Here is a 12,263-nt window from a genome sequence, read left to right as displayed (position 1 = left end):
GTTGTAGATGCGTGCGCAGGCGGCGACGGCAGCACCCGCATGAAAAAGCGCAGGCGCCGTACCGGGTGCCCCGTGGCCGTCAGAGCAGCGCCTTGAGACGGTAGAGGGATTCCAGCGCCTGCTTGGGCGTCAGTTCGTCCGGGTCGATCGCCGCCAGGGCCTCCTGCGCCGCCGAAGGCGCGGCGAACAGGCCGAACTGCTGTGGCGCATCCAGTGCCTGCGGGCCCATGTCGGAGGCATGCGTCTCGCGGCCGCGCTGCTCCAGTTCCGCCAGCCGGCGGCGCGCCTGCTGCAGCGTGGTCTTCGGCAGGCCGGCCAGGGCCGCCACCTGCAAGCCGAAGCTGCGGTCGGCGGCGCCGTCCTTCACCGCGTGCATGAACACCAGCGTGTCGCCGTGTTCCACGGCATCCAGGTGGACATTGGCGATCCCGCTCCCCGATTCGCCGGCGAGCGCGGTCAGCTCGAAGTAGTGCGTGGCGAACAGCGTGTAGCAGCGGTTGCTGGAAGCCAGGTGGCGCGCGACCGCGTCGGCCAGGGCCAGGCCGTCGTAGGTCGACGTACCACGGCCGATCTCGTCCATCAGCACCAGCGACTGCGCGGTGGCGTGGTGCAGGATGTAACTGGTCTCGGCCATTTCCACCATGAAGGTGGACTGCCCGCGCGCGAGGTCGTCGCCGGCGCCGATGCGGGTGAGGATGCGGTCGATCGGGCCGATGACCGCGCGCGAGGCGGGCACGAAGCTGCCGATATGCGCGAGCAGCACGATCAGCGCGTTCTGCCGCATGTACGTGCTCTTGCCGCCCATGTTCGGGCCGGTGATGACCAGCATGCGGCGGCCCTCGTCCAGGCGCAGGTCGTTCGGCTCGAACGGCTCCTTGCGCACCGCCTCGACCACCGGATGGCGGCCGCGCTCGATGCACAGGCCGGGCGCCTCGACGAGCTCCGGCTGCGTCCAGTCCAGCGCCTGCGCGCGCTCGGCGAAGGCGGCCAGCACGTCGAGTTCGCTCAGCGCGCCGGCGCAGCGCTTCAGCGGTTCCAGGCGCGCATTGAGCGTGTCCAGCAGCGCGTCGTAGAGCAGCTTCTCGCGCGACAGCGAGCGCTCGCGTGCCGACAGCACCTTGTCCTCGAACTGTTTCAGTTCCTCGGTGATGTAGCGCTCGGCGCCGGTCAGGGTCTGCCGGCGCGTGTAGTGCACCGGTGCCTTGTCGGCCTGGCCCTTGCTGATCTCGATGTAATAGCCGTGCACGCGGTTGTAGCCGACCTTCAGCGTGGCGATGCCGCTGCTCGCGCGCTCGCGCGCTTCCAGGTCGACCAGGAACTGGTCGGCATTCGTGCTCAGCCGGCGCAGTTCATCGAGTTCGGCGTCGTAGCCGTCGGCCAGCACGCCGCCGTCGGTGAGCTTGAGCGGCGGTTGCGGCGCGATGGCCGCCAGCAGCAGCGCGGCGGTGTCGTCGTGTTCGCCCAGCTCGGCGGCCAGCGCCTGCAGGCGCGGCGAGTCGAGCGTCTGCAGGTGGCCACGCACATCGGGCAGCAGCGCCAGGCCGTCGCGCAGCGTGGACAGGTCGCGCGGGCGCGCCGAGCGCAACGCCACGCGGGTGAGGATGCGTTCGAGATCACCGAGCGCGCGGAAGCCGGTGCGCAGGTCGCGGTCCACACCGGCCCCGATCAGGGTGGCCACCGCGTGGTGACGCTGGCCCAGCACCGTGCGATCACGCAGCGGCCGATGCAGCCAGCGGCGCAGCAGGCGGCCGCCCATCGGGGTGACGGTGGTGTCCAGCACGCCGAGCAGCGTGTGCCGGGTGTCGCCGTCGACGCGCGTGTCCAGTTCCAGATGGCGGCGCGTGGCCGCGTTCATCGCGATGGCATCGCCGGCCGATTCCAGCGCGATCGCGGTCAGGTGCGGCAGGCGCTGCTTCTGGGTCTCTTCCACGTAGCCGAGCAGTGCACCGGCGGCACCGGTGGCCAAGGCCTTGTCGTCGATACCGAAGCCGGTCAGGTCGTGCAGGCCGAAAAAGTTCAGCAGCTGCCGCCGCCCGCTGTCCGGATCGAACAGCCACGGTGCGCGCCGGCGGATGCCGGTGCGCTGCTGCAGGAAGGCGGGCAGGCCCTCTTCGTCGGGAACCAGCAGTTCGGCGGGCTCGAGGCGTGCCAGTTCCGCTTCCAGCGCATCGTCGCCGTCCACCTCGTTGACCATGAAGCGGCCGCCGGCCAGATCGGCCCACGCCAGGCCATAGCCGGAGCGCCCGCGGCAGATGGTCATCAGCAGGGTGTCGCGGCGTTCGTTGAGCAGCGCTTCGTCGGTCACCGTGCCCGGCGTGACCACGCGCACCACCTTGCGTTCCACCAGGCCCTTCGCCAGCGCCGGATCGCCGATCTGCTCGCAGATCGCGACCGATTCGCCCAGCGCCACCAGCCGTGCCAGGTAACCTTCGCAGGCATGCACCGGCACGCCGGCCATCGGGATGGGCGCGCCGCCGGAACTGCCGCGCTGGGTCAGGGTGATGTCGAGCAGCCGCGCGGCCTTGCGCGCATCGTCGTAGAACAGCTCGTAGAAATCCCCCATCCGGAAGAACACCAGCAGGTCCGGATACTCCGCCTTGGCGGCGAAGAACTGCTTCATCAGGGGGGTGTGTTCCGACTTGTCTTTGCTCACGAGGCCAGCGGGGAGGGGGAGGCAAAAGGGCGTTGATTGTAGCGGCTGGGCGAAGGCGTCCGTGGCGCCGATGGGGGTCGTCGCGGAGGCGTTCCCTCGCGCTTGCGCGTGCGGATCGCACCTGTTCCGGGTGACGAGCGTAATCGAAGTTCCGCACGATCGTTCGGAAAATCAGTGGCTTATCCGTGCCAAAGTCCCGCACTGCGTATCGACGCAGTGCAGAATGCCGCCATGTGAAGCGGATGTTAGTTTCGCGTTGACGCAAGGGGAGTTGCGTGTTCATTTCGGCGGCTGCGGTCGCCTTTGCTTCGCCATCCAGAACAGAACCCGTCGCACTACAGGACCCTTGGGAGGGGACACCATGGTTAATGCATCGCCCAGGCACAAAGCGCTTTCGCTCGCGGTCTTCACCGCACTCTGCGCCAGTTCGCACGCGTACGCGCAACAGGCCGCCGCACCGGCCGGCGAAGAGGAGCCCACCACGCTGGCGACCATGACGGTCACCGCGCAGAAGCGCGAGGAAGCCCTGCAGGACGTGCCGATCGCGGTCACCGCGATCTCCGAGCAGCTGCTCCAGGACACCGGCGTGCGCGACATCAAGGACCTGCAGGTCCTGGTGCCCGGCCTCACCGTGACCAGCACCCAGAGCGAAGCGATCACTACGGCGCGCATCCGCGGCATCGGCACCGTCGGCGACAACGTCGGCCTGGAATCCTCGGTCGGCGTAGTGATCGATGGCGTCTACCGCCCGCGCAACAGTGTCGGCTTCGGCGACCTGGGCCAGCTCGAGCGGATCGAAGTACTGAAGGGCCCGCAGGGCACCGTGTTCGGCAAGAACACCTCCGCCGGCGTGATCAACGTGGTCACGCGCCGCCCCAGCTACACGCAGAGCGCGGAAGGCGAGGTCACGGTCGGCAACTACAACGCCATCGGCGTGTCCGGCGCCTACAACGACGCGCTGGGTGAAGTCGGCGCATTCAACATCTACGCCGCCAAGCGCAAGCGCGACGGCTGGATGGACGTGCGCACCGGCAACGGCCCGCGCCGCGAGACCGACGACAACGACCAGAACTTCCATACCGTGCGCGGCAAGGTGCTGCTGGAGCCGACCGAGAACCTGGAGATCATGGTGTCCGGCGACTTCACCAGCCGCGAGGAGAACTGCTGCGCCGCCGTGCAGACCACCGTCGGTGCGACCGCGGCCATCCTCAACCGCCTGGCGGGCGGCCAGGCCGTGGCGGCGCCGGGCGACGATCCGTTCGACCGCGTCGCCTACAGCAACCGTCCCACCACGCAGGACATCAAGGAAAACGGTGTGGCGGTGGAAGTGAACTGGGATTCGTCCTGGTTCGGCGGCGCCACGCTCACCTCGATCACCGCGCAGCGTCAGTGGGAGGCCATCAACGGCCTGGACTACGACTTCAGCACGGCCGACATCCTCTATCGCGTGGCGGACGAGGACGAATCCTTCACCGGGTTCGACACCTTCAGCCAGGAATTCCGTCTGACCGGCGCCACCGACCGCGTCGACTGGATGGTGGGTGCGTTCTATACCGACGAGGATCTGGACCGCACGGAAACCTACCGCATCGGGTCGCACTACGAGCCCTACCTGTCGGTGGCCCTGCTCTCGATCATCAATCCGGCGCTGGGCACCTCGCCGACCGCGCCGCTGTTCCTCTCGCAGGCGACGGGCCGTCCCTTCGGCACGGTGTTCGCCGGCCTCGGGGCGTTGGACACGTACCAGCAGAGCGCCAAGAGCACGGCGCTGTTCACCAACAACACCTGGCACGCGACCGACGCGCTGGACCTGACCCTGGGCCTGCGCTACACCCGCGAGAAGAAGACCCTGGTCTCCAACTACAGCAACCCGAACGGCGGTGCCGGCTGCGGGTCGATGCTGGCCAACCCGGCCCAGGTGGTCGCCGCCCTGGTGGCGCGCGGCCTGACCGTCGCGCAGGCCAGCGCCGCGGCGCCGACCGTGGTGGGCTATGGCTGCCTGCCGTGGGCCAACCCGCTGCACAACGCGCCCACGCGCGACACCGTGCAGTCGCGTGAAGAGAAGGAGTGGTCCGGCACGTTGAAGGCGGCCTACCGCTGGAACGACAACGTCATGACCTACGGTTCGTTCGCACGCGGCTACAAGGGCGGCGGCTTCAACCTGGATCGCGTGCAGTCCTCGAACGGCCTGAGCAGCGGCAGTGCAAACGGCATCCAGCCGGTCCTCGACACCTCGTTCGCCGGCGAGTTCGTGGACAGCTACGAGCTGGGCGCCAAGACCACCTGGCTGGACGGCAACCTGCTGCTGAACGCCACCCTGTTCCATCAGGAGTACGAGAACTTCCAGCTCAACAGCTTCCTCGGCACCAGCTTCGTGGTGCGCTCGATTCCGGAAGTCACCTCGCAGGGCCTGGATGCCGAACTGATGTGGCAGCCGAAGTCGATCCGCGGCCTGATGCTGCAGAGCGGCCTGATGTACGCCGATACGACCTACGGCGACAACATCCCGGGCGGCGATTTCGTCTCGCCGACCGGCGCGCTGTACAAGCTGCCGGGTGCGCAGATGAGCTTCGCGCCGAAGTGGTCCGGCTCGGCCTCGGTGACGTACGAATGGGACGTGGGCAGCCTGCTGGCGCGCTTCAACATCGGCGCCAAGTACGTGTCCGAGTACAACACCGGCTCCGACCTCGATCCGGAGAAGATGCAGGGCGCCTACACTGTCGCCAATGCCCGTTTCGGCATCGGCGCGCAGGACCAGCGTTGGATGCTGGAATTCTGGGGCACAAACATCACCGACGAGGAGTACGTTCAGGTCGGTTTCGACGGTCCGCTGCAGAACGTGTCGCCCGCGCCCAACAATCCGTTCAACACCTTCAATGCGTTCCTCGGCGCGCCGCGCATGTATGGCATGACCCTGCGCGTCCGCTACTGATCGCTGCCGCACGTCGTCGCGAACGGCCCGCCCCCGAGGCGGGCCGTTTTCGTTGCGGCGCCGGGCAGGGCGACAGCGCCAGACAAATCGGCTACAACACGCACGCCTCCCTTCCGGAACCGATGATGTCCGTGCCCGACGACGAAACGCTGCAGATCCTGGCCCGGCAGGTCGGCGAACGCTTGCGGCACGCGCGCGACCATCTGGTCACGGCGGAGAGCTGCACCGGGGGCTGGATCGCCAAATGCGTCACCGACATCGCCGGATCGTCGGACTGGTTCGACAGCGGCATGGTGGCCTACAGCTACGAGGCCAAGCAGGCGCTGTTGGGCGTGCGTCCGCAGACGCTGGAGACGCATGGTGCCGTCAGTCGGGAGACGGTGATCGAAATGGTATCGGGCGCGCTGGTGAACTCCGGCGCCAGCCTGGCCGTGGCGGTCACCGGCATCGCCGGCCCCGGGGGCGGCAGTCCCGACAAACCGGTGGGAACGGTCTGGATCGGCTGGAAGCGGCGCGGCGGCTATGCACGGGCGGAGGTCTTCCAGTTCGGCGGCGACCGCGATGCGGTACGCCGGCAGACAGTCGAGCATGCGCTGAAGGGGCTGGAGCACCTCTGACGCCAGGGCCCCGCGGCAACTGATTCGCTCAGGATGGTTGCCAGTCGGCCGGGTTAGTAGTATTACTACTAACCATGGACCTGACCGATACCCAGCACGCCATCCTCGCCCTGATCGCCGAGCGGCTCGAAGCCGAGGGCATGCCGCCGTCCCAGGCGGAAATCGCCAAGGCCTTCGGCTTCAAGGGCGTCCGTGCCGCGCAATACCATCTGGAGGCCCTGGAGCAGGCGGGCGTCATCGAACGCGTCCCCGGCCGTGCCCGCGGCATCCGCCTGCTGAAGGCGCCGCCGTCCGCGCAGCCCGACCTGGCGTTCCCGTCCGCCAACGACGACGGGTTGCGCGTGCCCGTGCTGGGCCAGGTGGCAGCGGGCGCGCCGATCGGCGCCGACGCGGGCCACCACGACTATGTACTGCTCGACCGCGCCTTCTTCGCGCCTGCCCCGGACTACCTGCTCAAGGTGAAGGGCGACTCGATGCGCGACGAAGGCATCTTCGACGGCGACCTGATCGGCGTGCACCGCACGCGCGACGCCCGTTCCGGGCAGATCGTGGTGGCCCGGGTGGACGACGCCATCACCGTCAAGCTGCTGAAGATCGGCAAGGACCGCATCCGCCTGCTGCCGCGCAACCCCGACTACGCCCCCATCGACGTGCTGCCCGACCAGGATTTCGCCATCGAGGGCCTGTACTGCGGGCTGGTGAGGCCTAACCGGTGAGGCCGGCGAGGGTATCCGACGTGCCCGGGCGGCGTTTTCCGATGCCCGCGCGCGTCACTGGCCGACTCCTGTGGGTCGCATCGACGACTAATTTCACGCCTACGCCCTCCGTCGCAGCCTGTGCGATGGGCGCCCCCCACACTGATCGCACCTGACCACCTTGATGAGGACCACGACGATGGACGAGAACAAGAAGCGCGCCCTTTCCGCCGCACTGACCCAGATCGAACGCCAGTTCGGCAAGGGCTCGGTGATGCGCATGGGCGACCGGGTCATCGAGCCGGTCGAAATCATTCCCACCGGTTCGCTGATGCTGGACATCGCGCTCGGGATCGGCGGCCTGCCGCGCGGCCGCGTCGTGGAGATCTATGGCCCGGAATCGTCGGGCAAGACCACGCTGACGCTGCAGGCCATCGCGCAGTGCCAGAAGCAGGGTGGCACCGCCGCGTTCATCGACGCCGAGCACGCGCTCGATCCGATCTACGCCGCCAAGCTGGGCGTGAACGTGGACGACCTGCTGCTGTCCCAGCCGGACACCGGCGAACAGGCGCTGGAAATCGCCGACATGCTGGTCCGTTCCGGCTCGATCGACATCGTGGTCATCGACTCGGTGGCCGCGCTGACGCCGAAGGCCGAAATCGAAGGCGAGATGGGCGACCAGCTGCCGGGCCTCCAGGCCCGCCTGATGAGCCAGGCGTTGCGCAAGCTCACCGGCAACATCAAGCGCTCGAACACCACGGTCATCTTCATCAACCAGCTTCGCATGAAGATCGGCGTGATGATGCCGGGCCAGAGCCCGGAGACCACCACCGGTGGCAATGCGCTGAAGTTCTACGCGTCCGTGCGCCTGGACATCCGTCGCATCGGGTCCATCAAGAAGGGCGACGAGATCATCGGCAACCAGACCAAGATCAAGGTCGTCAAGAACAAGCTGGCGCCGCCGTTCAAGCAGATCGTGACGGAGATCCTGTACGGCGAGGGCATCAGTCGCGAAGGCGAGCTGATCGACATGGGCGTGGAAGCCAAGCTGGTCGACAAGGCGGGTGCCTGGTACAGCTACGGAGGCGAGCGTATCGGCCAGGGCAAGGACAACTCGCGTACCTTCCTGCGCGAGAATCCGGCGATCGCCGCGAAGCTGGAGGCCGAGCTGCGCGAGAAGTTCCAGCCGGCCGAGGCGTCGCGCGACGAGAAAGCCGACGACGACGGCGAGTAAGACCGGATCGGCGCGGGATGTCGACGGAAGAAGGGCAGGCAGGGGCACGGGCGGGACGCCGTCGCAAGCCCGTCGAACAGACCCCGGTGCAACGCGCGCTGGGTCTGCTGACCCGGCGGGAGCATTCCCGCAAGGAACTGTCCCGGAAGCTGGGCGCCCGGGGTGTGGAGGCGGCCGATGTGCGATCGGCCGTGGACCGGTTGGCGGATGAGGGCTGGCAGAGCGACACGCGCTTTGCCGAAGCCCTGGTGCGCAGCCGGGTCTCGGGTGGCTATGGACCGCTGCGTATCAGGGCCGAGTTGTCCACCCATGGGCTGGATCGCGAGGCGGTGGCAGCGGCCATGGCCACCTTCGATGGCGACTGGACCGAAACGGCGTGCGACCTCGTCCGCCGTCGTTTCGGTCCAGTCCGCCGGATCGAGCCGGCACAGGCGCGCAAGATCGCGGATTTCCTCATCCGGCGAGGCTTCGATGCCGCTGCAGTCCGTGCCGCCAGCCAGCTCGAGCCGGAGGACTGGGACGGGTCGGCCTGATAATCTAGCGCATTGGGTTGCTTCCCCGGCCGCGTCCGCATGTACTGGATGGCGCGGCGCAATGAGGCGCCTTCCAGCCAATGCCTGCCAGATGACCACTCCCAAGACCCTCAGCACCCGTCAGATCCGCCAGGATTTTCTCGATTTTTTCGCCGGCAAGGGCCATACGATCGTGCCGTCCGCCTCACTGGTGCCCGGCAACGACCCCACGCTGTTGTTCACCAACTCCGGCATGGTGCAGTTCAAGGACGTGTTCCTGGGTGCCGAGAAGCGCAGTTACGTGCGCGCGGCCGACGTTCAGCGCTGTCTGCGCGCGGGCGGCAAGCACAACGACCTGGATTCGGTGGGCTACACGGCGCGCCACCATACGTTCTTCGAAATGCTGGGCAACTGGTCCTTCGGCGACTATTTCAAGAAAGAGGCCATCGCGTGGTCGTGGGAATTGCTCACTGAGGTGTGGGGACTGGCACCGGAGCGGCTGCTGGTCACCGTCTACCACACCGACGACGAGTCCTACGACCTGTGGAACAAGATGATCGGCCTGCCCGCCGAACGCATCGTCCGCATCGGCGACAACAAGGGTGCGCCGTACGCGTCGGACAACTTCTGGCAGATGGCCGATACCGGCCCCTGCGGTCCCTGCACCGAGATCTTCTACGACCACGGTGAGCATATCGCCGGCGGTCCGCCCGGTTCGCCCGAGGAGGACGGCGATCGCTACATCGAGATCTGGAACAACGTCTTCATGCAGTTCGATCGCCAGCCCGACGGTACGCTGGTGCCGCTGCCGGCGCCGTGCGTCGATACCGGCATGGGCCTGGAGCGGCTGGCGGCGGTCCTGCAGCACGTCCACACCAACTACGAGATCGACCTGTTCCAGGGGCTGATCCGCAAGGCGGCCGAGCTGACCGGGACGGCCGACCTTGAGAACAAGTCGCTGCGCGTCATCGCCGACCACATCCGCGCCTGCAGCTTCCTGATCGTCGACGGCGTCCTGCCGTCCAACGAGGGCAGGGGCTACGTGCTGCGCCGGATCATCCGCCGCGCGCTGCGCCACGGCTGGATGCTGGGCGTCCGCCGCCCGTTCTTCCACCAGATGGTCGGAACCCTGTGCGAGTTGATGGGCGATGCGTATCCGGAACTGCCCGCCGCCCGCGAACTGGTCGAGCGGGCGCTCAAGGCCGAGGAAGAACGGTTCGCCGAAACGCTGGATTCGGGCATGCGCATCTTCGACGACGTCGCCTCGCGCGTGGCCGATGGCGTGATCCCGGGTGCCGACGCGTTCCGGCTGTACGACACCTACGGCTTCCCGGTCGACCTGACCGCCGACATCGCGCGCGAGCGCGGGCTGACGGTGGACATGGCGGGTTTCGATGCCGCGATGGAGCAGCAGCGCGAGACCGCGCGTGCCGCCGGCAAGTTCACCTCCAGCACGGGGCTGCCCGCCGACCTGGTGGCGCAGCTGTCGCCGACCGTGTTCCTCGGTTACGACCAGCTCGATGCCGGTGGTCTGCAGGTGGTGGCGCTGCTGAAGGACGGTCGTCCGGTGCCGTCGGTGCAAGCCGGCGACGAGGCGGTCGTCATCCTCGACCGTACGCCGTTCTATGCCGAATCCGGCGGCCAGGTCGGCGATACCGGCGTGCTGGCCGAGCAGGGTGTGGAATTCGACGTGGCGGATACGCTCAAGTTCGCCGGCCAGTTCCACGGCCACGCCGGCCGTGTCGCCAAGGGCATGTTGAAGCTTGGCGATCACGTGGTGGCTTCGGTGGATGCGGCGCGTCGGGCCAGCACCATCCTCAACCATTCCGCCACCCATCTGTTGCACGCGGCGTTGCGTGAGGTGCTGGGCACCCATGTCCAGCAGAAGGGTTCGCTGGTCGCGCCCGACCGGTTGCGTTTCGACTTCTCCCATTTCCAGCCGATGACGGCCGTGGAACTGGCCGAAGTGGAACGTCGCGTCAATGCGCAGATCCGTGCCAACAGCGCCGCCGAAGTGCATCACATGGGCATGCAGGAAGCCCTGGATTTCGGCGCCATGGCGCTGTTCGGCGAGAAGTACGGCGAGAACGTCCGCGTACTGAAGATGGGCGACTACTCCACCGAGCTCTGCGGCGGCACCCATGTGGCCCGCACCGGCGACATCGGCCTGTTCAAGCTGATCGGTGAGAGTGGCGTGTCGGCCGGCGTGAGGCGCATCGAAGCGGTGACGGGGCAGGGCGCGCTGGACTACGTGGCGGACGAAGAGCGCCGCCTGTCCGAGGCTGCCGACCTGCTGGGCGGCAACACCGGCGAGGTGGTCGAGAAGATCCGGGCGTTGGCCGACCGTCAGAAGAAACTCGAGCGCGAACTGGAGTCACTGAAGGCCAAGGCGGCGTCCAGCGCCACCTCCGATCTGGGTGGCGCCGCCGTGGATGTCGGCGGCCTGCGGGTGCTCGCCGCGCGACTGGAAGGCTTCGACGCCAAGGCCCTCCGCGAGGCGGTGGACCGCCTGAAGCAGCAGCTCGGTGATGCGGTGATCGTCCTGGCAGGGACCGCCGATGGAAAGGCGGCGCTCGTGGCCGGGGTGAACGGCGCCGCAACCGGGCGGGTCAAGGCGGGGGAACTGATCTCACATATTGCCGGTCAGATTGGCGGCAAGGGCGGTGGTCGCCCGGACCTCGCCCAGGGTGGTGGTGAGGACGGGCCCGCCCTTGCGACGGCCTTGCAGGGTGTCACGGGGTGGGTCCGGCAGCGTCTGGGCTAGGTCTGCCGTTCGACCAATCGGTGCTTGCGGCCGCATGCCCCCGGCCGCTACCATGCTTTAAGTTCATGAATGTACCAGGAAGCCGACGGCTCATTTTCACGGAGCCCGCGCGCCCCCGGCACTATCCTTTGCCGGATTACGGAGAAGAAACATGTTGATCTTGACCCGCCGTGTCGGCGAAACCCTGATGATCGGCGATTCGGTCACGGTGACCGTGCTCGGCGTCAAAGGCAACCAGGTTCGCATCGGCATCACCGCGCCCAAGGACGTGGCGGTGCATCGCGAAGAAATCTACCAGCGCATCCAGCGCGGCGAAGAAATTTCATCGCCGTCCCCGTCGGAGAACATCACGTCCGAGTGATTTTGTTTGCCGCCTGCGCGGTGAGCCGCTATCCTATGCGGCCGCTGCAGCTTGCCTGCAACGTGCGTCAAACCGGAGTGATGCCCGAGCGGCTGAAGGGGCTCCCCTGCTAAGGGAGTATAGGGTCAAAAGCCTTATCGAGGGTTCGAATCCCTCTCACTCCGCCAGTTTGGCGCCTGCATTCCAAGCTTGCTTCAGGGGCTTGCATGCGGGTACGCGGTATCGGCATCGCAACGAATGTTCCGTGCATGCCGTGGTCTTCGAAAGCGTTTCGCCGGAACGCCATCGCAGGCAGAAGAAGTAGAAAAAAGATTGACGGGCGGAAAACGCTTCACGCATAATTCCGCTCCTCACGCGCCCGTAGCTCAGCTGGATAGAGTACCTGGCTACGAACCAGGCGGTCGGGAGTTCGAATCTCTCCGGGCGCGCCATTTACAACGCAAAGAGCCAGCGGCCATCCGCTGGCTCTTTGCGTTTCTGCGTCCGCATCGGGGT

At 67.2% G+C, this 12,263-nt stretch carries 8 protein-coding genes and 2 tRNA genes; 9 read left to right on the top strand and 1 reads right to left on the bottom strand.

What is annotated here, in order from left to right; translation table 11 throughout:
* Positions 1 to 79 precede the first annotated feature (79 nt).
* A complete protein-coding gene (gene mutS, locus VGN58_RS11450) occupies positions 80 to 2,620 on the bottom strand; it encodes a DNA mismatch repair protein MutS (protein WP_327483353.1) in 2,541 nt (846 codons plus the stop codon).
* A 394-nt stretch (positions 2,621 to 3,014) separates the two neighbouring features.
* On the opposite strand from mutS, the gene VGN58_RS11445 reads away from it, so the two are divergent.
* The 9 genes from VGN58_RS11445 (at position 3,015) to VGN58_RS11405 (ending at position 12,199) form a co-directional block, all read left to right on the top strand.
* The gene (locus tag VGN58_RS11445) at positions 3,015 to 5,585 is read left to right on the top strand and encodes a TonB-dependent receptor (RefSeq protein WP_327483352.1); all 2,571 of its coding nucleotides are present in this window, start codon (positions 3,015 to 3,017) and stop codon (positions 5,583 to 5,585) included.
* 125 nt (positions 5,586 to 5,710) lie between these two features.
* The gene (locus VGN58_RS11440) at positions 5,711 to 6,202 is read left to right on the top strand and encodes a CinA family protein (RefSeq protein WP_327483351.1); all 492 of its coding nucleotides are present in this window, start codon (positions 5,711 to 5,713) and stop codon (positions 6,200 to 6,202) included.
* A 74-nt stretch (positions 6,203 to 6,276) separates the two neighbouring features.
* Positions 6,277 to 6,918 carry a transcriptional repressor LexA gene (gene lexA, locus VGN58_RS11435; RefSeq protein ID WP_327483350.1) on the top strand — a complete coding sequence of 214 codons (642 nt, stop codon included), beginning with the start codon at positions 6,277 to 6,279 and terminating at the stop codon, positions 6,916 to 6,918.
* Positions 6,919 to 7,096: 178 nt separating this feature from the next.
* Entirely contained in the window at positions 7,097 to 8,131 is a 1,035-nt protein-coding gene (recA, locus tag VGN58_RS11430) for a recombinase RecA (protein ID WP_327483349.1), read from the top strand.
* 17 nt (positions 8,132 to 8,148) lie between these two features.
* A complete protein-coding gene (gene recX, locus VGN58_RS11425; protein WP_327483348.1) occupies positions 8,149 to 8,664 on the top strand; it encodes a recombination regulator RecX in 516 nt (171 codons plus the stop codon).
* 91 nt (positions 8,665 to 8,755) lie between these two features.
* A complete protein-coding gene (alaS, locus tag VGN58_RS11420) occupies positions 8,756 to 11,407 on the top strand; it encodes an alanine--tRNA ligase (RefSeq protein WP_327483347.1) in 2,652 nt (883 codons plus the stop codon).
* Between the two features lie 151 nt (positions 11,408 to 11,558).
* On the top strand, positions 11,559 to 11,768 hold the full coding sequence (gene csrA / locus VGN58_RS11415) for a carbon storage regulator CsrA (RefSeq protein WP_327483346.1): 210 nt from the start codon (positions 11,559 to 11,561) through the stop codon (positions 11,766 to 11,768).
* A 74-nt stretch (positions 11,769 to 11,842) separates the two neighbouring features.
* A tRNA-Ser gene (locus VGN58_RS11410) sits at positions 11,843 to 11,935 on the top strand.
* 187 nt (positions 11,936 to 12,122) lie between these two features.
* Positions 12,123 to 12,199: transfer RNA gene (locus VGN58_RS11405), tRNA-Arg, on the top strand.
* The last annotated feature ends 64 nt before the right edge of the window (positions 12,200 to 12,263 follow it).

The organism is Pseudoxanthomonas sp. (assembly GCF_035999195.1).
In the GTDB taxonomy this organism is placed as follows: domain Bacteria; phylum Pseudomonadota; class Gammaproteobacteria; order Xanthomonadales; family Xanthomonadaceae; genus Pseudoxanthomonas_A.
The sequence above is the reverse complement of the archived record's forward strand: the minus strand, read 5'-3'. Positions and strand labels throughout refer to the sequence as shown.